General features: G+C 73.7%; 16 protein-coding genes. 8 read left to right on the forward strand and 8 right to left on the reverse strand.

What is annotated here, in order from left to right; all coding sequences use genetic code 11:
• Positions 1-51 precede the first annotated feature (51 nt).
• The 3 genes from ACFY0I_RS27160 to ACFY0I_RS27170 form a co-directional block, all read right to left on the reverse strand.
• Positions 52-2,121, reverse strand: coding sequence for a phosphocholine-specific phospholipase C (locus ACFY0I_RS27160; protein WP_388900737.1), 2,070 nt, complete (start codon positions 2,119-2,121; stop codon positions 52-54).
• Between the two features lie 243 nt (positions 2,122-2,364).
• Complete coding sequence (locus ACFY0I_RS27165) at positions 2,365-3,966, reverse strand: amidohydrolase (RefSeq protein WP_388900739.1); 1,602 nt, start codon at positions 3,964-3,966, stop codon at positions 2,365-2,367.
• Positions 3,888-5,519, reverse strand: a complete 1,632-nt coding sequence (locus tag ACFY0I_RS27170; RefSeq protein ID WP_388900741.1) for an APC family permease — start codon at positions 5,517-5,519, stop codon at positions 3,888-3,890. The genes ACFY0I_RS27165 and ACFY0I_RS27170 overlap by 79 nt, the downstream gene beginning before the upstream one ends.
• 121 nt (positions 5,520-5,640) lie before the next feature.
• Here ACFY0I_RS27170 and ACFY0I_RS27175 point away from each other — a divergent pair, with 121 nt between their 5' ends.
• On the forward strand, positions 5,641-6,246 hold the full coding sequence (locus tag ACFY0I_RS27175) for a TetR/AcrR family transcriptional regulator (protein ID WP_388900742.1): 606 nt from the start codon (positions 5,641-5,643) through the stop codon (positions 6,244-6,246).
• Between the two features lie 13 nt (positions 6,247-6,259).
• Here ACFY0I_RS27175 and ACFY0I_RS27180 read toward each other — a convergent pair whose 3' ends face one another.
• Positions 6,260-9,247, reverse strand: a complete 2,988-nt coding sequence (locus tag ACFY0I_RS27180) for a bifunctional [glutamine synthetase] adenylyltransferase/[glutamine synthetase]-adenylyl-L-tyrosine phosphorylase (RefSeq protein WP_388900744.1) — start codon at positions 9,245-9,247, stop codon at positions 6,260-6,262.
• Positions 9,248-9,768: 521 nt separating this feature from the next.
• Between ACFY0I_RS27180 and ACFY0I_RS27185 the strand changes: the two genes are divergently transcribed.
• Together ACFY0I_RS27185 and ACFY0I_RS27190 are read left to right on the forward strand one after the other, a co-directional pair.
• Complete coding sequence (locus ACFY0I_RS27185) at positions 9,769-12,078, forward strand: PIG-L family deacetylase (protein WP_388900745.1); 2,310 nt, start codon at positions 9,769-9,771, stop codon at positions 12,076-12,078.
• 292 nt (positions 12,079-12,370) lie between these two features.
• Positions 12,371-14,437, forward strand: coding sequence for a PIG-L family deacetylase (locus ACFY0I_RS27190; protein WP_388900747.1), 2,067 nt, complete (start codon positions 12,371-12,373; stop codon positions 14,435-14,437).
• Between the two features lie 177 nt (positions 14,438-14,614).
• Here ACFY0I_RS27190 and ACFY0I_RS27195 read toward each other — a convergent pair whose 3' ends face one another.
• Together ACFY0I_RS27195 and glnA are read right to left on the reverse strand one after the other, a co-directional pair.
• A complete protein-coding gene (locus ACFY0I_RS27195; RefSeq protein ID WP_388900749.1) occupies positions 14,615-15,322 on the reverse strand; it encodes a histone deacetylase in 708 nt (235 codons plus the stop codon).
• A 94-nt stretch (positions 15,323-15,416) separates the two neighbouring features.
• On the reverse strand, positions 15,417-16,778 hold the full coding sequence (gene glnA, locus ACFY0I_RS27200; RefSeq protein ID WP_388900751.1) for a type I glutamate--ammonia ligase: 1,362 nt from the start codon (positions 16,776-16,778) through the stop codon (positions 15,417-15,419).
• A 174-nt stretch (positions 16,779-16,952) separates the two neighbouring features.
• Between glnA and ACFY0I_RS27205 the strand changes: the two genes are divergently transcribed.
• The 4 genes from ACFY0I_RS27205 (at position 16,953) to ACFY0I_RS27220 (ending at position 19,464) form a co-directional block, all read left to right on the forward strand.
• Entirely contained in the window at positions 16,953-17,351 is a 399-nt protein-coding gene (locus ACFY0I_RS27205; protein WP_388900753.1) for a hypothetical protein, read from the forward strand.
• A 64-nt stretch (positions 17,352-17,415) separates the two neighbouring features.
• Entirely contained in the window at positions 17,416-18,078 is a 663-nt protein-coding gene (locus tag ACFY0I_RS27210; RefSeq protein WP_388900755.1) for a DUF3105 domain-containing protein, read from the forward strand.
• A complete protein-coding gene (locus tag ACFY0I_RS27215) occupies positions 18,075-18,806 on the forward strand; it encodes a DUF305 domain-containing protein (RefSeq protein ID WP_388900757.1) in 732 nt (243 codons plus the stop codon). Before ACFY0I_RS27210 ends, ACFY0I_RS27215 begins: the two co-directional genes overlap by 4 nt.
• A 238-nt stretch (positions 18,807-19,044) precedes the next feature.
• Positions 19,045-19,464, forward strand: coding sequence for a CBS domain-containing protein (locus tag ACFY0I_RS27220; RefSeq protein WP_388900759.1), 420 nt, complete (start codon positions 19,045-19,047; stop codon positions 19,462-19,464).
• A 69-nt stretch (positions 19,465-19,533) separates the two neighbouring features.
• Here the strand turns inward: ACFY0I_RS27220 and ACFY0I_RS27225 are convergent, their stop codons facing one another.
• Entirely contained in the window at positions 19,534-20,418 is an 885-nt protein-coding gene (locus ACFY0I_RS27225; RefSeq protein ID WP_388900761.1) for an alpha/beta fold hydrolase, read from the reverse strand.
• Complete coding sequence (locus tag ACFY0I_RS27230) at positions 20,415-21,125, reverse strand: DUF998 domain-containing protein (protein ID WP_388900763.1); 711 nt, start codon at positions 21,123-21,125, stop codon at positions 20,415-20,417. The genes ACFY0I_RS27225 and ACFY0I_RS27230 overlap by 4 nt, the downstream gene beginning before the upstream one ends.
• A 317-nt stretch (positions 21,126-21,442) precedes the next feature.
• On the opposite strand from ACFY0I_RS27230, the gene ACFY0I_RS27235 reads away from it, so the two are divergent.
• The gene (locus ACFY0I_RS27235) at positions 21,443-22,903 is read left to right on the forward strand and encodes a DUF4352 domain-containing protein (RefSeq protein ID WP_388900765.1); all 1,461 of its coding nucleotides are present in this window, start codon (positions 21,443-21,445) and stop codon (positions 22,901-22,903) included.
• The last annotated feature ends 10 nt before the right edge of the window (positions 22,904-22,913 follow it).

A 22,913-nucleotide genomic window follows, 5' to 3' on the forward strand; every position in this document is an offset into this window, starting at 1 on the left:
GCTCCACGAGCGCCGCGGGCCCGCGGGCCGGCTGCTCCACGAGCGCCGGGATCAGGACGACTGCTCCGTGAGGATCGCCGGGTCCGACAGGCCGGCCGCACCGGTTTCCACCTTGCCGGCGAAGCGGCGGCCGAAGTCCGCGACCTCGGATGAGGTGACCGTCACGTCGTACCAGCGCTTCGTGTTCTTCAGGGAGACGCTGTGGGTGACGGTGGCGCCCTTGGCGACCGTGAGGCGCTTGGGGCCGCCGCCGTAGGCGTTGGTGACCGTGAGCGTCGCCGTCGAGGCGCCCGCGTTGGTGAGGGTGAGGTCCAGGTTTCCCGTGGTGGCGTTGTGGCGGGCCGAGACCTCGGGGCCCGCGGTGGTGCCGGGGTTGCGGAAGCCGCGCAGGAAACCGTTCGGGCCGTGGACGGTCAGGTCGGTGCGACCGGCCGAGTAGCGGGTGTTCCAGGTGTCCGAGATCGTTTTGCCGGCCTCGGTGGTGTACGTCCAGGGGGCGTCGGTCCGGTTGCCCGCGGTGACGTAGAACTGCGCACCCAGGTCCGGGCCGCCGCTGAACGTCAGCCGGAACTTGCCCTCGCCGGTGAGCGCCGAGCCGTCCACGTACGGGGCGTAGCCCAGCGGGCGGGTGCGGCACACCCCCTTCTCCTGGCGCGGCATGGCGCCCACGGCGGGCGGGGTGGCCCGGAAGTCGGGGTGGCGCTCGCGGTCCTGCGGCGCCCACGCACCGGTGTCGGGCAGCGACACCGTGGCGGTGTCCTTGCGGGCGAAGTCGAAGGCCGAGGTCAGGTCACCGCAGACGGCGCGGCGCCAGGGCGAGATGTTGGGCTCGTGCACACCGAAGCGCTGCTCCATGAAGCGCAGCACGGAGGTGTGGTCGAACGTCTCGGAGCAGGAGTAGCCTCCGGTGCTCCACGGGGAGACGACGAGCATGGGCACGCGCGGCCCCAGACCGTACGGTCCGGCGACGTAGCCGGCCTTGCCGGGGAAGACGTCCAGTGCGGTCGGCGCGGTCGACAGGCCCTGGCCCGCGTCCGCGGGGGCGTACGGCGGGACGACGTGGTCGAAGAATCCGTCGTTCTCGTCGTAGGTGATGAACAGCGCGGTACGGGCCCAGACGTCCGGGTTGGAGGTCAGCGCGTCCAGCACCTGCGCGATGTACCACGCACCGTAGTTGGAGGGCCAGTTCGAGTGCTCGCTGAAGGCCTCGGGGGCCGCGATCCAGGAGACCTGGGGCAGCGTGCCGGCGGTGACGTCCGCGCGCAGCCGCTCGAAGTAGCCCTCGCCGGTCCTGGCGTCGGTTCCGGTGCGGGCCTTGTCGAAGAGCGGGTCGCCGGGTCGGGCGTTGCGGTACTTGTTGAAGTAGAGGAGCGAGTTGTCGCCGTAGTTGCCGCGGTAGGCGTCGTTGATCCAGCCCCAGGAGCCGGCGGCGTCGAGGCCGTTGCCGATGTCCTGGTAGACCTTCCAGGAGACGCCGGCCTCCTCCAGGCGCTCGGGGTAGGTGGTCCAGTCGTAACCGGCCTCGGCGTTGTTGAGGACCGGGCCGCCGTTCTTGCCGTCGTTGCCGGTGTGGCCCGACCAGAGGTAGTAGCGGTTGGGGTCGGTCGAGCCGATGAACGAACAGTGGTAGGCGTCGCAGATGGTGAACGCGTCGGCGAGGGCGTAGTGGAACGGGATGTCCTCGCGCGTCAGGTGGGCCATCGTGGCCGGTGTCTTGGCGGGCACCCAGTTGTCGTACTTGCCCTTGTTGAAGGCGCTCTGTCCGCCGGCCCAGTCGTGGTTGAGGCCCTGGAGGAACTCCATGCCGAGGTCGTCCGACGGCGGGCGGAAGGGCAGTGTCTCCTTGCCCGCATTGTCGCTCTGGTGCCAGACGGACTTGCCGCTCGGCAGGGTCACGGGGCGGGGGTCACCGAAGCCGCGGACGCCGCGCAGGGCTCCGTAGTAGTGGTCGAAGGAACGGTTCTCCTGCATCAGGACCACGATGTGCTCGACATCGGCGATGGTTCCGGTCGTCCCCTGCGCGGGGATGGAGGCGGCGCGCGCGATGCTCTCGTTGAGCAGGCTCAGGGCGGCGGCGCCACCGGTGAGCTGGAGGAAACGGCGGCGGTTGAGTTCTGCCATGGCGAGAGTGACCTCTGCTTTGCTTCGAGGGTGTTGACCGTTCCCAAGGACAGCGCCCCGGGGAAACCGGGGCGGGAGCCGGGTATGGCGGCGGCGCGTACACCAGGCGAACGGCAGCCGTATTCCGGTGGAGTTCGCTGCCGACCATCCGTCAGTTCGCTCGCATGCGCAACAGTGCCTGCCGGACGGCGGGCACCGGGTCCGGTGCCCGCCGCCCGGCTGCGGCTGCGGTCCCCGGCCGGGTCAGCGCCCTTGGTCTCGGTGGGTGATCCGGCCGCCCGAGACCGTGAGGCGGACCGGGGCCTCGGCCAGTTCGTCCGGTGCGGCCGTGACCGGGTCGAGGGCGAAGGCCGTCAGGTCCGCCCGGTAGCCGGGGGCGATCCGGCCGGCCACGCGCTGCTCCCCCGCGGCGAGCGCGGCGTGCGAGGTCATGCCCTCCAGTGCCATCAGCCCCGTCAGGTAGCGACCGGCGGCTGCCGCGCCGCGCGGGCGCAGCGCCGTCGCGAGGACCTGGCGGGCGTCGTGGTGGGCGATGGGCCAGTCGGAGCCGAGGGCCAGGACCGCGCCCGCGTCCCGTAGGTCTCGGCAGCGCCAGGCCCGGGCGGCCCGCTCGTCGCCGAGCCGCTTGGACCATTCGTCGGTGTGGTCGGCGCGGGTGTAGGCGGTGTGCGGGGGCTGCATGGAGGCGATCACGCCGAGTTCCGCGAACCGCTTGAGCTGGTCGTCGGGGACGGTCTCGATGTGTTCGACGCGGTGCCGCATCGCGCCGTGCGCGCCGAGGGAGGCGACGGTGTCCAGGACGTGCCGGACGGCCGCGTCGCCGATGGCGTGGGTGGCGGTGCGGACCCCGGCGGTGTCGAGGATGCGTACCGCGCGGGCGTAGGCGGGCAGGTCGGGCCAGAAGGCGTCGGTGCCCTGTCCGTGGCAGTCGGCGTGCTCCAGCCAGGCGGTGCCGCCCTCGACGGTGCCGTCCATGAAGAACTTGACGCCGCCGACCTGCCAGTGGCGGCCGCCGGCGAGTTGGAGCTCGATCAGTTCGGCCAGTTCCTCGTCGCTCGCGCCCGGCATGCACCAGGGGGCCAGGCGCAGCCGCAGCGGCAGGTCGCCCTCGTACTCGACGGTGGCGAGGAGGGCGGGTACGTCGCCGTCGCCGAGGTCCATGACGTGGGCGCCGGTGAGGCCGGTGGCGGCCATCTCGTCGAGCAGGGTGAGGAGACGGGCGCGGCGGGTGGCGGCGGTGGGCTTGGGGGCGACGGCGCCGACGAGGGCCATCGCGGCGTGCTCGACGAGGTGTCCGGTGGGGCGTACGGCGCCCGTGGCGTCGGCGTCGCAGACGATCTCGGAGCGCTGGGCGAACGCGCGGGGTCCGGTGATGCCCGCGGCGGCGAGGGCCGGGCCGGTGGCGAGGGCGGAGTGGCCGTCGTAGAGGCGCAGGAAGGCGGGGGCGCCGGCGAGGGCCTCCTCCACGAGGGCGCGGTCGACGGGACGGCCGCCGAAGGCGTTGTGGTCGAGGCCGTGGCCGAGGACCCAGCCGCCGGGGCCGCGCTCGGCCGTGCGCAGGGCGGCGCGCAGTTCGTCGAGGTCGCGGACGGCGGACAGGTCGGTTCCGGCGGCCATCTCGACACCCCACACGGGGTGGCTGTGGGCGTCGGTCAGGCCGGGGGTGAGGGTGGCTCCGGCCAGGTCGACGACCTCGGTGCCGGGTCCGCTCCAGTCGCGTACGTCGCTCTCCTGGCCGACGGCGACGATCTGTCCGTCGCGGAGGGCTACCGCACCGGCTTCGGGGCGGGCGGGGTCGAGCGTGCGGACTCGGGCTCCGGTGAGGACGGTGTCGGCAGCGGGCACGGCTCTGCTCCTTCGAGGGAGGTGAGGGGGACTTCGGTTTCGACGTCGACTGCGGCTGCGGCTGCGGCCTCCGCTTCCGCCGGGTCCTCGGCGAAGCGGGCGTAGACCTCGGGGCGGCGGGCCTTGAGCCGCTGGGCGAGGCCGAGACCGATGAGGAACACGGCGGGGACGACGGCCACGAGGACGGTGTTGACGGTGGTGGAGGCTCCGGTGAAGAGGCCGACCTTGGAGACGACGAGGAAGATCGCGACGGCCAGCAGGACGGCCGCCGTGACCGGCGCGACCAGGGTGCGCCAGGGTCCCTCGTCGTGGGCGTGGCGCCGGAAGTGGACCGGTACGGCGATGGCGGCGAGCAGCATCAGTGCCATGAGGCCGATCATGCCCGGGGTGTTCACCCAGAGCAGGAGCTGTTGGTACGGGTCGGCCCCGGCGAGCGCGAACGCGAGGACGATGACCGCGCCGAGGACGGTCTGGGCGGCTCCGGCGAGGTACGGGGAACCGTGGCGGGGGTGGACGCGGCCGAGGGCCGCGGGCAGGACGCCCTCCTCGGAGAGGGCGAGGACGTAGCGGTTGATGGCGTTGTGGAAGGCGAGGAGGGAGGCGATGACGCTGGTCACGATGAAGACGTGCATGAGGTCCGCCGCCCACGGGCCGACGTAGGTGGTGATCGCGGCGAAGAACAGGCCGCCCGGGTCCTCGGCGGCGGCGGTGACCACTTCCTCGGCGCCGAAGGCCTGGATGACCGTCCAGACGATGAAGGCGTAGAAGAGGCCGAGGAAGGCGACGGCGATGTAGGTGGCGCGCGGGATGGTCCGGTCGGGGTCGCGGGCCTCGCGGCGGTAGATGACGGTCGACTCGAAGCCGGTGAAGGCGGCGAAGGCGAAGGCCAGGACGGCGGCGGTGCCGGGGACGAGGACCGCGTCGGGGGTGAAGGAGGCGGCGGACAGGCCGTGGGCGCCGCCTTCGGCCAGGACGCCGACGGCGAGGAGGACGAGTATCCCGGTCTCCGCGACGAGGAGGACGCCGAGGAGCTTCGCGCCGAAGTCGATGGAGCGGAAACCGCCGTACCAGATGAGCAGGAGCCCGGCGAGGGAGACCGGTAGCCAGGGGATGTCGACGCCGGCGAGGGCGTGGCCGGTGTCGGCGGTGGTGGTGCCGAGGAGGCCGTAGACGCCGATCTCCATGCCGTTGTAGCCGATGAGGGCGAGCAGGGCGGCGCCGATGCCGACGCGCTTGCCGAGGCCCCGCGCGATGTAGGCGTAGAAGGCGCCGCCGTTCCTGACGTGGCGGCTCATGGCGGTGAAGCCGACGGCGAAGACGGTGAGCGTGAGGCCGGCGAGGAGGTATCCGGCGGGGGCGCCGATGCCGCCGAGGAGAATCGCGACGGGCGCGACGCCGGCCATGACGGTCAGCGGTGCGGCGGCGGAGACGACGAAGAAGGAGATGTCGGCGGTGCCGAGGGCGCCGCGGCGCAGGGCGGACCCGGCGGGCGCGGGGGTGGACGGACCGGGGTCGGGCGTTGGTCTCGGCGCGGGTTCCGGCGTTTCGGGCATGCGGGGGCACCCTTCTGCGAACGGCAGGCGGCGGGAATCCGAAAACCTAAAGGCTTTCGGTTTGCGGCAATGTAGCCTCCGGTTCTGGCGTACGGGAAGACCTCACGGCGGGAGAACACCGATGGCACGGCCGCGCACCCCCCTGCTCGACCGGGAGCGGATCGCCACGACCGCCCTGCAACTGGTGGCGGAACAAGGGGAATTCAGTGTTCCGCAGATTGCCCGGGCACTCGGGGTGCAGACGGGCTCGCTGTATCACCACGTGGACGGCCGGGCCGCGGTGGTGGAGCTGATCCGGGAGCGGGTGTGCGCCTCGATCGCCGGTTCCGCGCTGGCCCTGACCCCCTGGGACCGGGCGCTGGAGGAGTGGGCCCGCTCCTACCGGGCGGCGTTCGCCGCCTACCCGCGCGCCATCCCGTTGCTGATGACCACGCCGGTACGGGCCCCGGCCGTGCTCGCCCAGTACGAGCGGGCGGTCGCGCTGCTCCTCGCGGCCGGGTTCGGCGAGGAGCAGGTGATGCCACTGCTGACCGCGCTGGAGAACCTGGTGCTGGGCTCCGCGCTGGACCTGGCGGCCCCCGAAGCCATGTGGGAGCCCTCGCCGCAGACCCCGCTGCTGGCCGGGGCGCTCGCCGCGGGCGGGCCGGGGCGGGCCGACGCGGCGTTCGACCTGGGCCTCGAAGCGCTGCTCGCGCACGCCCGGGCCCTGCGGGCGGCGCGGGCGTAGAGGGGCCGGCGGCTCAGGATCCGTAGAAGAGGTCGTCGACGACGGCCCGCGCGCGGCGCGTCGTACGGCGGTAGTCGTCCAGCATCTCGCCGACCCTGCCCTCCGGATAGCCGAGGTACCGGCCGACGGCGGCCAGTTCGCGGGCCTCGGACGGGAAGGTGTCCCCGGCCCGGCCGCGGACCAGCATGACGGCGTTGCGGACCCGGGTGGCGAGCACCCAGGCCTCGTCGAGGATCTGGGCCTCCTCGGTCGGGATCAGCCCGGCGGCGTGGGCGGCCGACAGCGCCCGGCGGGTCCGGGTGGTGCGCAGGCCCGGCTCGGCCCAGGCGTGCCGCATCTGGAGGAGTTGGACCGTCCACTCGACGTCGCTGAGGCCGCCGCGGCCGAGTTTGGTGTGCAGGGTCGGGTCGGCGCCGCGGGGCAGCCGCTCGGTCTCCATCCGCGCCTTGAGCCGGCGGATCTCCCGGACGGCCTCCTCGCCGAGGCCCTCCACCGGGTAGCGCAGGGGGTCGATCAGGTCGATGAAGCGGCTGCCGAGTTCGTCGTCCCCGGCGACCGGCACGGCGCGCAGCAGCGCCTGGCTCTCCCAGGTGAGCGACCAGCGGCGGTAGTAGGCGGCGTACGAGGACAGGGTGCGCACGAGGGGGCCGGAGCGGCCCTCGGGGCGCAGGTCGGCGTCGATGAGCAGCGGCGGGTCGGCGGTGGGCAGCTGGAGGAGCCGTCGCATCTCGGAGATGACGGTCTGGGCGGCCTTGGCCGCTTCCTGTTCGTCGACGCCCTCGCGGGGTTCGTGGACGAACAGGACGTCGGCGTCGGAGCCGTAACCGAGTTCGTGGCCGCCGAAGCGGCCGACGCCGATGACGGCGAAGCGGGTGGGGAGGGTCTCGCCCCAGTGGTCGCGGACGGCTGCGCGCAGGGCTCCGGCGATGGTGGCGGCGGTGAGGTCGGACACGGCTTCGCCGACCCGGTCGACGAGCGCGCCGTGGTCCGTCTCGGCCGGGCTGTCCTCCGTTCCGTACGAGGCGATGATGTCGGCGGCGGTGGTGCGGAAGAGTTCGCGGCGCCGGACCCCGCGGGAGGCCGCGACGGCCGCCTCGCCGCTCTCGGCGCGGCCGACGGCGGCCAGTACCTCCTGCTCCAGGGCCTCGTGCGTACGCGGCCGGAGGTTCTCGGGGTCCCCGAGGAGGGCGACGGCCTCGGGGGCGCGCATCAGCAGGTCGGGGGCGAGGCGGCCGGCGGACAGGACGCGGGCGAGGTTCTCGGCGGCTGCGCCCTCGTCGCGCAGCAGGCGCAGGTACCAGGGGGTCTTGCCGAGGGCGTCGGAGACCTTGCGGAAGTTCAGGAGGCCGGCGTCCGGATCGGCGGAGTCCGCGAACCAGCCGAGGAGGACGGGCAGCAGGGTGCGCTGGATGGCGGCCTTGCGGCTGACTCCGGAGGCGAGGGCTTCGAGGTGGCGCAGCGCGCCGACCGGGTCGGCGTAGCCGAGGGCTTCGAGGCGCTGGCCGGCGGCGCGCGGGGAGAGCCGGGTCTCGCCGGGGGTGAGCTGGGCGACGGCGTCGAGGAGCGGCCGGTAGAAGAGCTTCTCGTGCAGCCGGCGGACGGCGGAGGCGTGCCGGCGCCAGGCCTTGTTGAGCTCGGCGACCGGTTCGGTGCGCAGGCCCATGGAGCGGCCGAGGCGGCGCAGGTCGTTCTCGTCCTCGGGGACCAGATGGGTGCGGCGCAGCCGGTAGAGCTGGATGCGGTGCTCCATGGCGCGCAGGAACCGGTAGGCGTCGCCGAGCTGGGCGGCGTCGGTCCGGCCCACGTACCCCCCGGCGGCCAGGGCGTGGAGGGCGTCCAGGGTGGTGCCGGAGTGCAGGGTGGCGTCGCCGCGGCCGTGGACGAGCTGGAGGAGCTGGACGGCGAACTCGACGTCGCGCAGGCCGCCGGGGCCGAGTTTCAGCTCCCGGTCCACCTGGGCGGCGGGAATGTTGTCGACGACGCGGCGGCGCATCTTCTGGACGTCGGCGACGAAGTTCTCGCGTTCGGCGGCCTGCCAGACGAGGGGCGTTATGGCCGCGATGTACTGGACGCCGAGGCCGGGGTCGCCGGCGACCGCGCGGGCCTTGAGCAGGGCCTGGAACTCCCAGGTCTTCGCCCAGCGCTGGTAGTAGGCGAGGTGGGAGGCCAGGGTCCGCACCAGGGGGCCGTTGCGGCCCTCGGGGCGCAGGTTCGCGTCGACCGGCCAGATGGTGCCCTCGACGGTGGTCTCGGAGCAGATCCGCATGAGGTGGGAGGCCAGCCGGGTGGCGGACTGGATGGCCTTGCCCTCGTCGGCGCCGGGGGCGGCGTCCGCGACGAAGATCACGTCGACGTCGGAGACGTAGTTGAGTTCGTTGCCGCCGCACTTGCCCATCGCGATGACGGCGAGCCGGCAGCGGGCGGCGTCCTCGGGGGCGGCGGCGCTCGCGATGCGCAGGGCGGCGCGCAGGGTGGCGGTGGCGAGGTCGGCGAGTTCGGCGGCGGTCTGGGCGACGTCGGTGGTGCCGCAGACGTCGCGCGCCGCGATGGACAGGAGGCAGCGGCGGTAGGCGACGCGCAGGGCGACGGGGTCGTGCGCGTCGGCGAGCCCCTGTTCGAACTCCGGCAGGCCCGGGTGCAGGTCGGCGGCCTCGTAGGTGACGAGGGCGAGCCAGTCCCGGGGGTGGCGCGCCAGGTGGTCGGCGAGCGCTTCGGAGGCGCCGAGCACGCCGAGGAGCCGGTCACGCAGGGGCTTGGCGCTGACCAGGGTGTCGAGGAGCCCCGGCAGCTGGTCCGGCGGCTGCGCCTCCGCGAGGCGTACGAGGCCGCGCAGGGCGAGGTCCGGGTCGGCGGTCGCACCGAGGGCGTCGAGGAGCACCGGGTCGGTGCGTACGGAGGCCAGCGCGTCGGCGTCCAGGAGCCGGGCCGCGGCGGAGGGGTCGGTGAAACCGCTGCGCAGCAGCCTGATGAAGGTGCTGCTCCTGCGTCCCGGGACTGTCATCCCGCCGCCTCCCGCGTCCGTCGCGGCCGGTGGCCCGGCCAGGTCTGTGGTGAGCCTAGCCGGAGCGGCGTTCGATTCACCGGCGCGCCGTGGCGCACATCATGAGGCGGATTATCAGATTTTCTGAATACTTGTAGATCTATGCGCCAAGGGGCCCGGTCCCCGGCTGACCGGCCACGAGGAGCCCCATGTCCGAAGGACGCCCCCTCCTCGATCCCCCCTGCCCCAAGGGTCCCGCCGGTCCCGTACCCGCCGCCCGCACCGGGGCGCCCCCGGGCGCCGGGTCACGGGGCGCGGCACCGACCGCGGTCCGGACCGCGGGTCGGGGCTCGGAGCGGCTCGCGGGTCGGGCCTCGGACCGGGCCGGGACGCCGTCGGCCGCACCGGACGGAAAGCGGCCCGGGCACGAGCCGTCCCCGACCACCCGTCCGTCCGTGATCAAGCCGCGCACGGCGCCGGACACCTGCGCGTGGCACCCTCGGGGCGACTGCGCCGGGGGACGGAGCGGCAGCGAGGGGTCCGTGGCCGAGCCGGCCGCGTCCGGCGAGCACGCTCCGAGCGCGTACGTGGAGGGCCACGGCAACGGGCACGTGGACGGGCACGCCCTCGCCCACCACCGTCGGCTCGGCCGGATCGTCAAGGTGGTCGCCTTCTGCGCGGCCACCGTCGCCGGGAGCATGCTCGTCCTGCGCGGCAACGAGGCCCTCGCCGGTCTCGACACGCCCACCACCGCCGACTCCCGGGCCACCACCGCCACCGCCGCGGGGCTCCCGGATCCGGGCCGGGTGCTCCAGGTCGTCGCGCACCCCGACGACGACCTGTACTTCATGAACCCGGACCTGCGGTACTCCATAGCCGCCGGCCACCCCGTGACCTCCGTCTACCTCACCTCCGGCGAGGCCGACGGCGTCAACGCGGGCTCCACCAAGGGCGCCTCCACCCGCCCCGACAAACCGGCCTACGCCGAGGCCCGCCAGAACGGCATCCGCGCCGCCTACGCCAAGATGGCCACCGGCGACCGCAGCAGCGCCTGGAAGCGGACCGTCGTACCGACCGTCGGCGGCGCGCACGCCGAGGTCGACGTCCTCGTCGCGAAGCCCGAGGTCAACCTCGTGTGGCTGCAACTGCGCGAGGCCGGCCACGTCTACCGGGACGTCCCCGACAGCCTGCACGGCCTGTGGGACGGCAAGGTCCCGCACCTGGAGTCGATGCTGGCCTCCGGGACCCCCGTCAAGCAGCCGTTCACGTACACGAAGGACCAGGTCGTACGGACCCTCGCGGGCATCCTCGCCCGCTACCGGCCGACCACCATCCGCACCCAGGACCCCACGCCCGGCCGGACCCCGGACACCAAGCGGTACACCGACCACCAGGACCACTTCTACGGCGCCCGGTTCGTGCAGATGGCGAGCGCGGCGTACGCGCGGGAGGTCAAGGACCGGCCGCACTTCGCGACGCAGAACTACGTCGGCTACTTCAACAGCTCGCTGCCGAGCTCCCTCGACCCCGCCGAGGCCCGTGCGAAGTTGGACATCCTGGACACGTACGCCTGGTTGGACGGGCAGAACCACTGCGGCAGCGAGGCCGGCTGCGGGGACCTCAAGGTCGCCGACCGGCCGGCGGGCAACCGTTGGACCGATTCCATCAACTACGCGCGCGGCACCGGGACTTCCTGGCTGACCTCGGACGCGCAGCAGGGCCTTTGGGCCTTCAAGGTGCTCGACGGCCAGGTCGCGCTCTGGCACCGGACCGGGCTGATAGGCCGCTGGAGCGGGCCGCGACTGCTGCCCGGAACCGGGATGGACCAGGGCATATCGACGGCCACGTTGAAGGACGGCCGGATCGCCGCGTTCGGCACCCGGACCACCTTCGGGGAGGCGCCCTCCGACTATCGGCGCGAGGTCGTCGTCGCCGTCCAACGGGAGCCGGGTTCCGAGCAGTTCGGGGAGTGGGAGTCGCTGGGCACGCCGGAGGCCACCGACGAGGAATGGACGTCCGACATCAGCGCGCCGGCCGTGTCGGTCGACGGCGCCGGTCGGATGGCGGTGTACGTGCGCGACGGCGCGTACACCCTGCGCGGCCGGACCCAGGGGGCGGACGGCGACTGGGGGCCGTGGGAGCGGCACGGCGGCGCCGACCTGCACGGCACCCCCGTCACGGCGACGGACGACGCCGGGCGGCTGATGGTGTTCGCCGCGACCACCCGGTCCGTGACGGGCTGGGCGCAGCCGGAGCCGGGCGCGGCGCTGGGCCCGGCCACCGCCACCGGCCTGCCGGAGACGACGGTGCCACTGACGGCCGCGGGCCGCGAGGACGGGGTGCGGCTGTGGTTCCGCAAGCCGGGCTCGGGCAACGTTCGCACCGCCCTGATGACGGCGGAGGACGGACTGAAGGTGAACGGCGTCACCGACCTCGGCGGGCTCCAGGGCTTCGGCGCCGTGACGGCGAGCGGACACCTCCTCGCCGGCCGGTCGGCGGGCGGGCAGCTGGGCTCGGACCTCGGGCCGGGGCACCTGTGGCGGCGCTCGCCGCTGATGTTCGTCGGCGCGCCGTCCAGCACGATGACGGGGAAGAACATGGTCAGCCTGGCGGTCGTCGGGCTCGACGCGCGGCTGTACGTCACATCCTCGGCGGACTACGGAGACTCGGCGGACTCGACGGACTCGACGCACGGTTCGGGCGGGCAGGACGGGCCGGACGGCGCCGGGGGTTCGGGCGAGGCGGGGGACACGGGCGGCGTGGATGATTCCCGGGGCGCCGGGGCCTCCGGCGGTGCGAACGCCTACCTGGCGCCGTGGATGCCGGTGGGACCGAGCAACACCGCGCCGTAGGAATCGCCCGAAACCTCCGCTTCCGCACCGATCGCGACGGCTTTCCGCTTCCGCACCGATCGCGACGAACGCCCCTCTTCGGGGGGGGCGTTCCTTGCTGTTCGGCCGCCGATCGGTCCGGTCCACCATCCGGGCGCATGCGCGGCTCCGGACCCCAACGGGCATCATCACACCCGGTCGTTTTCGGAAAGCATGCGTCATCGGCGGAATCGGTGAACCAACTCCCCCGATTTCGCCTCTCATTGACTGAACAGCGGTTCTTCCCGCCCGGAACGACTTCAAGGCGTGCCCGATGCCCGTTTCCCGCCGCCGCTTCCTCCTCGCGGCCGTGTTGCCCATGCTCACCCTGGGCGCCACCGGTGTGCTCGCCGTCGCCTCGGGCCAACAGACCTCCGCCGAGGCGACCGACGCGCGCGGCACGCTGCCCTTCGTCCCGGCGAGCACCACGGCCGGAACGGTGGTGCAGGTCGTCGCCCACCCGGACGACGACCTGTTCTTCATGAACCCCGACCTCAGCCGGTCCCTCACCGCCGGGACCCGGGTCACCACCGCCTACCTCACCTCCGGCGAGGCCGACGGTCGCAACGAGGCCCGGGGCGGCGAGGCCAAGGACCCGGAGCAGCCGGCCGACCGCGCCCACTACGCGGAGGCCCGGCAGAACGGCATCCGCTCCGCCTACTCCCAGATGGCCACCGGCGACCGCGCCGGCGCGTGGAAGCGTACGGTCATACCGACCGCGGGCGGCGGAGAGGCCGAGCTCGACGTCCTCGTCGCCCGGCCGGAGATCCACCTCGTCTGGCTCCAACTGCGCGAGGCGCGCAGCCCGGCCGGGAAGAACCCGGACAGCCTGCGCGGCCTGTGGAACGGGGACATACCCGCGCTCGAAGCCCAACTGGCGTCGGGAACACCGGTCAAGCAGCCGTTCACGTACACCAAGGACCAGGCGATACAGGCGATATCCGGAGTTCTGGAGCAGTACCGGCCGACGACGATACGGATGCAGGACCCGACGCCCGGGCGGTACGAGCAGACCGGCAAGTACACCGACCACCAGGACCACATGTACGGCGCCCGCTTCGTACAGGCCGCCACCGCCGCGTACGCGGAGCGGGTCACGGACCGCCCCCGCTTCTCCGTGCAGAACTACCTCGGCTACCACAACGGCGCCCTGCCCCACTCGCTGGACCCGCAGACGGCCGAGACGAAGACCGGCTACCTGCGGACGTACGCGTGGCAGGACCGCTCGGACCACTGCGGCAGCCCGTCGGGCTGCGGCGACCGCAAGGTGGCGGGCAGCCCCACCGGTCGCAACTGGGCCCAGTCCCTGCGCTACGCCCGCGCCGACACCACTTCCTGGCTGACCGAGGGCACGCCCGGCCGGCTCTGGGCCTTCACCGCGCTGGACGGCCGGATGGCCGTCTGGACCCGCGACCGCGCCGGTGCCTGGACGGGCCCCGCCCTGCTCCCCGGAACGGGCATCGACCCGGGCGCCACCACGGCCCGCCTGCCCGACGGCCGCGTCGCGGTCCTCGCCACCCGCACCACGCTCGGGCCCCGACCGGCCGACTACCGGCGCGAGGTCGTGCTCGCCGTCCAGACCGCCCCCGACGGGCCGTTCGCGCAGTGGCAGTCGCTCGGCACCCCCGAGACGGGCGACGAACCCGGCACCTCGGCGATCAGCGCCCCGGCCGCCGCCGTCGACCCGGCGGGCCGGCTCACCGTCTACCTCCGCGACACCCGCCGCACCTTGCGCGCGAGCACCCAGCAACCGTCGGGCGGCTTCACCGACTGGCAGCGCCTGGGCGGCGAGGACCTGCAGAGCGACCCGGTGGCCGTGGTGGACGCGGCCGGGCGGCGCCACGTCTACGCCACCACCGCCAAGTCCGTACTCGCCTGGACGCAGCCCTCCCCCGGCGCCCCGCTCGCCGGTCCCTTCCCCACCGCGCTCCCCGCCACCACGGTCCCCCTCACGGCGACCCCCGAGGGCGCGGGCGTCCGCCTCTGGTTCCGCCGCCCCGACTCGGGCGTCGTCCGCAGCGCCCTGGTCACCGCGGGCCCCGCCGCCCCGCAGGTCTCCGCCCTCGCGGAGGCCGGTGGCCGGGCCGGCTACGGAGCGGTCGGCGTCGCGGGCCGCCTCGTCACGGGCCGCGCCGACACGGGCACCATCGCCGCGGCCCCGCTGGGCGGACCGCCCGCGTGGACGGAGTCCCGCATGCTCTACGCGGGCGCCCCCGCGGCCGTCCAGGAGCCCGGCGGCGGCGTCACGACGGCGGTCCTGGGCCTGGACGCCCGCCTCCACACCACCACGGCCGGCCCCACCCCCACCTGGCACCCGGCAACCCCCGACCCGACCCCGTAACGCCCGATCCCCGCCCACCCGCACCCGCACCCGCACCCGCACCCGCACCCGCACCCGAGGACCATCCCCGCGGATGCGGGGAGCAGCTTCGTGGGCTGGGGCGTTGTTCGGCTCAGCCGCTCGGTCGCAGCGCTTTCACCGAGTCCGGCCCATCGGACGAACGGACCCGGGCGGTCTTCAGGGCCGCGGACCTGGGCGGGGGGCGTTGCCGGTCGTTTCGCCCGGGGTGGTCGTCAGGAGGGTGTGGATCCGGGCCGGGGTCCAGGTGTCGGCGGCGCCCGGGCGGGACGCGAGGTAGGCGGCGATGTCGTGGTCCTGCCAGGGGCCGGCTTCCAGGAGGCCTCCGGCCAGGTGGCGCAGGTACGCGGCCGACGGGGCGCGGACTTCGACGTCCTGGAGGGTCCACGGGGCGGTGAACGTGACCACCGGGATGCCTTCGATCGTGCCCGGGCAGATCAGGGTCTCGTAGCGGCCGGTGCCGACTTCGTCGCGGCCGTCGCGCAGGACCGCCGTCAGGTCCAGGTCCGTGCCGGGGCGCCCGTACATCTCCTGGGCGGCGATGTCGGACAGTTGGCCGGTCGTCAGCAGGTGGGCGCGGGCGCGCGTGCGGCCCGGGGCCGTCGGGTCGTAGAACGCGCGGCCCCCGGTCCACACCAGGGACTCCGTCGCGAAGTAGAGGCAGCCGTCCAGTTCGAGCGCGATCGAACGCTCCGGCGCCCGGTGGTCCCGGCAGCCCGGGTAGGTGCGCGTCGCTCCGGGCGGGGTGCCGCCCGCGAGGTACGTGGCGAGGCGGTCCATGTGCATGTTGGAACCGTAGGAGGCGTACCAGACCCGTTCGGGTACGGGGACCGCCCCGACGAGCGGTGCGGCGGTGTGCACGACCACGGGCGGCTCCTCGGGTGCGGGGGCGCGAACCCGTACGACGGACGACTACGGGCCGGCGGTCGTCGACCGCCGGCCCGGAGGGGCTGGGCCGCGCCTACAGCACCGGCATCATCTTGCGGAGTTCGAAGGCGGTGACCTCGCTCCGGTACTCCTCCCACTCCTGCTTCTTGTTGCGCAGGAAGAAGTCGAAGACGTGCTCGCCGAGGGTTTCCGCGACCAGTTCGCTGCGTTCCATCAGGGAGATGGCCTCGCCGAGGTTCTGCGGGAGGGGTTCGATGCCCATCGCGCGGCGTTCGGCGTCGGAGAGGGCCCAGACGTCGTCGTCGGCGCCCGCCGGGAGTTCGTAGCCCTCCTCGATGCCCTTGAGGCCCGCCGCGAGGAGGACGGCGTACGTCAGGTACGGGTTCGCGCCGGAGTCGATCGAGCGGACCTCGACGCGCGAGGAGCCCGTCTTGCCCGGCTTGTACATCGGGACGCGGATCAGGGCCGAGCGGTTGTTGTGGCCCCAGCAGATGTACGAGGGCGCCTCGCCGCCGGAGCCCGCCGTGCGGGAGGAACCGCCCCAGATGCGCTTGTACGAGTTGACCCACTGGTTGGTCACGGCGGCGGTCTCCGCGGCGTGCTTCAGCAGGCCGGCGATGAAGGAACGGCCGACCTTCGAGAGCTGGTACTCGGCGCCCGACTCGTAGAAGGCGTTGCGGTCACCCTCGAAGAGGGAGAGGTGGGTGTGCATGCCCGAGCCCGGGTATTCCGAGAACGGCTTCGGCATGAAGGTGGCCTGGACGCCCTGTTCGAGGGCGACCTGCTTCATGACCAGGCGGAACGTCATGATGTTGTCGGCCGTGGAGAGCGCGTCGGCGTAGCGGAGGTCGATCTCCTGCTGGCCGGGGGCGCCCTCGTGGTGGCTGAACTCGACCGAGATGCCCATCGATTCGAGCATGGTGATCGCCTGGCGGCGGAAGTCCATGCCGACGTTCTGCGGGGTGTGGTCGAAGTAGCCGGAGTTGTCCGCGGGGACCGGGCGGGACCCGTCCAGCGGCTTGTCCTTCAGCAGGAAGAACTCGATCTCCGGGTGGGTGTAGAAGGTGAAGCCCAGGTCGGAGGTCTTGGCGAGGATGCGCTTGAGGACGTAGCGGGGGTCCGCGAAGGACGGCGAGCCGTCCGGCATGAGGATGTCGCAGAACATCCGGGCGGTCCCGGGGGCCTCGGCGCGCCACGGCAGTATCTGGAACGTGCTCGGGTCCGGCTTGGCGATCATGTCGGACTCGTAGACCCGGGCGAAGCCCTCGATCGCCGAGCCGTCGAAACCGATGCCCTCGTCGAAGGCCTGCTCCAGCTCGGCCGGTGCGACCGCGACGGACTTCAGAAAGCCCAGTACGTCGGTGAACCACAGGCGCACGAAGCGGATGTCGCGCTCCTCGAGCGTCCGGAGGACGAATTCCTGCTGCTTGTCCATGCCTTCATCCTCGCAGTTCAGACGGCCTGTGCACCACCGCCCCGAGGAGCGGGTGGGCACAGTCGGGCCGGCCCAGTATCGCCAGCGGTGGTTTCCGCCACATTACGCACCCCCGAAAGGTGATGACACCCCGCACTGACCGCGGACCGGTCATGAGCATTACCATCGGCGCCCATGGGGGCCGGGGAGCACATCGGGCGCGGGGAACGCGGGCGTACGCCCGTGCGCCGCGCTGCCGTCCTCCTGCTGATCGCGTTCTCGGTGGCGGCCGGGGTGGCCTTCCTGTGCGTGCGGCCCGCCGACGCGCACGTCCCGGACGCCGTACGGGCGCAGTCCGCCCCCGTAGGGGCGCAGCCCGCGCACGCCGTCTGCGTGTCCCCGTACGACCTGCCCGGCTGCTCGCCGCTGTCCCGGATGACGCCGGCCGTACCACCGGCCCCGCCGCCCGCCGTGGCCGTGGCGGGGGCCGGTCCGGGGCACGTCGCCCGTACGGCTGCCACGGGGCCGGTCCGCACGCCCGGGACGCTCGCCCGCGCCCCCGACCTGCACGCCCTGCAGGTGCTGCGGACCTGACGGGTCCCGCGCCGCACCACAGGTTCGACCCCGACACCCCCCTCAGCAGAAGGAACCAGGGCACATGGCCAGCAGGACGCCAGACCAGCACTCCCGCCAGACGCGCATAGCCGAGATGCGCCGCGCCGACAAAGCACGCGACCGGCGTAACAAGATCATCGCGATCACGGCCTCGACGGCGATCGTCGCCGGGCTCGTCGGCTTCGGCGCGTGGGTGCTGATCGACCAGAAGCAGAAGGACGAGGCGGCGGCGAAGGCCAAGGCCGCGGCCGTCAAGAACCCGGTCAGCGGCGAGCAGGAGTGGGACGCGAAGAAGCTCGGCCGCAACCACGTCGAGACGCCGGTGAAGTACGAGATGAACCCGCCCGTCGGCGGGGACCACCACCCGCGCTGGATGAACTGCAACGGCGACGTCTACACGGAGCCGGTGCCCGAGGTGAACGCCGTCCACTCCTTGGAGCACGGCGCGGTCTGGGTGACGTACAACGACAAGGCTCCCAAGGATGACCTGGAGAAGCTCTCCGCGAAGGTGAGCAAGCTCCCGTACACGCTGATGAGCCCGGTCAAGGAGCAGACCGGCGCGATCATGCTCAGCGCGTGGGGCAAGCAGGTGACGGTGGAGAGCGCGGCCGACCCCCGGGTCGAGCAGTTCTTCACCAAGTACGTGATGGGCGCGCAGACCCCCGAGCCGGGCGCCGCCTGCACGAACGGGCTGACCGGCAAGTGAACCGTACGTACTGGGCCGCGGGCGCGGCCGTCGTCCTGGCCGTGCTGTTCGCGGTCGGGGCCACGGTCGCCACCGCGAGCGGCGGTTCGGGCGGCGGCGCGGCCCGCGCTCCGGGGCTGCACTCGCCGGACGCGGGCTTCGCCCGGGACATGGCGGTGCACCACCAGCAGGCGGTGGAGATGTCGTTCGTCGTCCGCGACCGCACCCAGGACGAGGCGGTCCGCAGCCTCGCCTACGACATCGCCAACACCCAGGCCAACCAGCGCGGCATGCTGCTGGGCTGGCTGGACCTGTGGGGGCTGCCGAAGGTGGTGTCCGACGAGCCGCCGATGTCGTGGATGGGGACGCGGGGCGCGGGTTCCGCGGGGACGTCCGGGCACGGCGCGCACTCGGGTCACGGCGCCACGCCCACCGGGGCGGCGACCGGGTCCGCCGGTTCCGCCGGGTCCGCCGGGTCCGCCGGGTCCGGCGCGATCATGCCGGGCATGGCCACGAAGGAGGAGCTGACGCGGCTCGGCGCCGCCGGCGGTCGGGACGCCGAGGTGCTGTACCTCCAGCTGATGACCGACCACCACAAGGGCGGCGTCGCGATGGCGGAGGGCTGTGCGCGCCAGTGCCAGACCCCGGCGGAGCGGGCGCTGGCCCAGGGCATGGTGGAGGCCCAGCAGTCCGAGCTCACCCTGATGGCGGACATGCTGAAGCAGCGCGGGGCGGCGCCGCGCGGCTGACGCGCGGGGCCGGCTCGGCCAGGAGCGCCCGTACGGGTCGGAAGGCGTGCCCTCCCCCTCGTACGGGCGCTCCCGTTGCGCCTCCGGCGCGGGCGGCGGCGCGGGGAGGCGCGGTCGCCGCCGACCGGAGTCGCGGGGAGTCGTGTGGAGTCGCGTACTCCGAACGGGCGAACGAGGATGGGGACGCCGGGACGGACGCGTCCGCGCCCGCCGTGACGGCGCGCTCAGGAGGTTCACGATGACCACCGCCGGAGAGATCATGCACCCCGGGGCCCAGTGGATTCCCGCCACCGAGACCCTGGACCGGGCCGCTCAGCTCATGAGCCGCCTCAACGTGGGCGCGCTGCCCATCAGCGACGGCGAGGAACGGCTCTGCGGCATCCTGACCGACCGCGACATCGTCGTGGGCTGCGTGGCCATGGGACACGACCCGTCGAAGATCACGGCCGGCGACCTGGCCAAGGGCACCCCGCGCTGGATCGACGCCGGCGCGGACGTCTCCGAGGTGCTGGAGGAGATGCAGAGCCACCAGATCAAGCGGCTGCCCGTGATCAGGAACAAGAAGCTGGTCGGCATGATCAGCGAGGCCGACCTGGCCCGGCACCTCTCGGACAAGCAGATAGCCGACTGGGCCGAGCAGGTCTACGCCCGAGGCTGACGGGCCCGGCCCGCCGGCGCGTACGAGCCGACCGGGCGTGCGGTCGGACCCGCGCCGCGGGCCCGACCTCTACGCCCGGACCCGACGGGGCCGCCCCGCCGCCTCCATGACCGCCCGTGCCACCTGGTGCGGGCGGTCCAGCATGACCAGGTGCCCGGACGGCTCGGCCACCTCGAAGCGGGCGTCGAGCAGCTCGGCCAGCGCCTCCTGACGGGCGAGCCAGCGCCGGGCCCCGCGCCCGGCGCCGCCGCCGTGGCCGACCATCACGGTGGCGGGCGCCTCCAGGGGGTGCGTGGCGCGCAGGGCGGCGAGCTCGGCGGCCATGTCCGGGTAGCGGGAGTTCTCCAACAGCGCCCCGCGCCAGACGCGCCCGGTGCGGTAGCAGCGGCGTACGAGGTCCGGCGGGGCCGGGTCGCCGTCGCCGGTCCGGGAGGCCCGTACGACCAGGCGGCGGGCGGCCGGGCCGAGCGCGGCCGGGAGTCCGGCGGCGGTCACCGCACGGCCGACGGCCCGGGCGGCGCCGGTGCGCAGCGCGGCGGGCAGGAGCGTACGGGGGTGTTCCTCGACGCTGGAGTCGAGGAGGACGACGGCCGCGGTGCGCCCGGGGTGCAGGCGGGCGAAGGCCTCGGCGTGGAACCCGGCGATGGAGTGCCCGACGACGGTGACGGGCACGGAGCCGATGCCCGGGCCGAGGGCGTCGAGGAGGGCGGCGATCCGGTGGGCCTCGCCGGCCGTGCTCGGGGGCCGCGCGGCGGGCCCGCTCAGTCCGTGTCCGGGCCGGTCGAAGCGGACGACGGTGCGGCCCCGGTCGGCGAGGAGCCGGGCGACCGGGTCCCAGTCGAACCAGGCCATGGCCAGCCCGGCGGCCAGTACGCATACCGGTCCCCGACCCTCGACGACCACGTGCAGCGGAACCCCGTCGACGCGTACGAGGTGTCCGGCGCCGCCGCTCACGTACGGCGCTCCCGGTGGACGGAATAGGCGAGCAGCCCCAGCCAGAGCGCCACGAGCAGCACCTGGAGCCGCTGGCCGGCGCCGAGGGCCCAGGTTCCGTGACCGGCGGTGAACATGGCGATGGCGGTCAGGGTCCAGGCGGTGGCGAGGAGTTCCAGGGCGACGAGGGCGGGACCGTAGCGGGCGAGCGGGGCGAACCAGCCGTAGCGGCGGGCGGCGATGGTGAGGGCGACTATGCCGGTGAGGGCGCCGGTCATGGCGAGGCTGCTGCTGACGGCATGGGCCTGATGGGTGGCGGGGACCAGGCCGGCGGTCTCGCGGGCGGCGCATTCGGGGTCCACGGTGGGCGCGCAACTGAGCGGCAGCCAGGCGTCGGCGGCGGTGGCCGCGCCGAACAGGGTGACGCCCGCCCAGCCGATGACCGCCCAGGGGCGGCGGGACTCGGCGTACCGCACCAGCCGGGTCAGGGCGAGGAATCCGCCGACCAGGACGAGCAGACCCGCGGTGAAGTCGGTGGCGCGGAACAGGCCGCCGAGGGGCTGGTCCTGCGCGGCGAGCTCGCTGACGTACGTCTCGATGGGGTTGAGGCCGGTCGAGAGGACGACCTCCAGCACCCACGCGGTGTAGGCGGCGGCGCCGAGACCGATGAAGCCGGCGACGGGCCAGGCGCTCCGCGCGGAGGGACCGTTGCTGCCATTTGTGCGCATAGTGTGACTAATCCTAAGCAGATCCGGGGCCGGACCCGTGGTCGAACCCACCCGTCCGATCGAGGCCCACGGAAGGTAGGACGTACGGGCGGCCGTCGACGTTGCCCGGGCCGCGCGTGGCGATCACCACGTGGGCCCCGCGAGCCGACGCGCGGAGCGCTCGGGCAGATCGGCGCGGAACGGATGAAGTCACCGGATTCCGACCGGGCGGAGGCCCGCACCGTGGCCCGGAGCCGCGAAGTCGGTTGGTGGGGCTGCCCGGTCGTGGCAGTCTGACGGACGCCCCTCGCCCACCCACCGCACAAGGACGCCCCGGTATGAGCACGCCCCCGAACCCGCCCAGCGACCCCGTCGGCCCGCCGACGGAGCCCGAGGGCACGCCCATACCCGAGACCCCGGCACGGCCGTCCCTGTCGAAGCCCCCCACCCCCGACCCGACCCCGACCGACGCCCCGCCGGCCGCCGGGGCCCCGTCGCTGAGCAAGACCCCGCAGGACGCCCCGCCGGCCGCCCCGGCCCCGTCGCTGAGCAAAGCCCCGCAGGACGCCCCGCCGGCCACCCCGGCCCCGTCGCTGAGCAAAACCCCGGAAGACGCGCCCCCGGCCGCCCCCGCGACTCCGGCGGCTCCTCCGACGCCGCTGCCGACACCGCCGCCGCCGACGCGGCACGACCACTTCGGGCCCGCCGCTCCCCCGGCGGCTCCGGTGACCCCGGCGGCCGGCCCGACGCCCCCCGCTGCTCCCGCCGGCGGGTTCGGCGCCCCGGGATCCCCCGCGGCCCCCGCCGAGCACGCCGAGCACAACCCGTTCGCCCCTCCCGCCCCCGGCGGGTTCGCGCCGCTCGTGCCGACCCCGCCGCCCGCGCCCACCCCGCCCCCCGGCGGGTACGGCGCTCCGGCCCACGCCTGGGGCGCCCCGACCGGCCACGCCCACGGCTACCCCGGTCAGCCGGGTTACCCGGGTCAGTCCGGCTACCCCGGCTACCCGCCGCCCGGCCCGGGCGCCCCGTCCGTCAACGGGGTCGCCGTCGCCTCCCTCGTGCTCGGCATCCTGGCCATCCCCGCGTCGTTGGCGCCGTTCTTCTTCTGGCTCGGCACCCTCATCGGCCTGACCGGCCTCGGTCTCGGCATCGGCGGCATGACCGCCGCCCGCGCCGGCGCCCCGCGCAAGGGCATGGCCCTCACCGGCACGATCCTCGGCGTGGTCAGCATCCTGACCAGCGTCGGCGGCTTCTTCCTCACCGTCGCCGTGATCGACCACGACTCCGACCGGATGGAGCGCAGCATCGAGAACGGCGAATGGGACGGAGCGAACGACGACGAGCCCTTCACCATGCCGTCGGGCGGCCCGTCGTTCAGCCTGCCGCCCAAGGCGCGCGACGAGGGCCCGGGCATCAGCACCCCGCTGGCGTTCGGCCAGACGTACACGTACCCGAACGGCATCAAGGTCAGCCTGTCGTCGCCGAAGAAGTACGTCACCAACAGCAAGGTGTTCAAGGTCGGCAACGCGGTGCAGTTGACGCTCACCATCACCAACACCTCGGACAAGCCCCACGAGGTCATCTACGCGGTGCCCGACATCAGGGACGAGAAGGGCAACGAGGGCAAGGTCGTCTACGACGTCCGGATGCCGCAGCCCCTCGAGGGCACCATCGCGCCCGGCGAGTTCGCCACCGGCACGATCGCCTACGAGATTCCCGCGGGCGCCAAGAACATCGACGCCGAGATCTCCCCCGGCGTACTGCTGCCCGACGCGAAGTTCAGCGGCCCGATCGGCTGACTCCGACGGG

This window comes from Streptomyces sp. NPDC001568, assembly GCF_042893755.1.
Classification (GTDB): domain Bacteria; phylum Actinomycetota; class Actinomycetes; order Streptomycetales; family Streptomycetaceae; genus Streptomyces.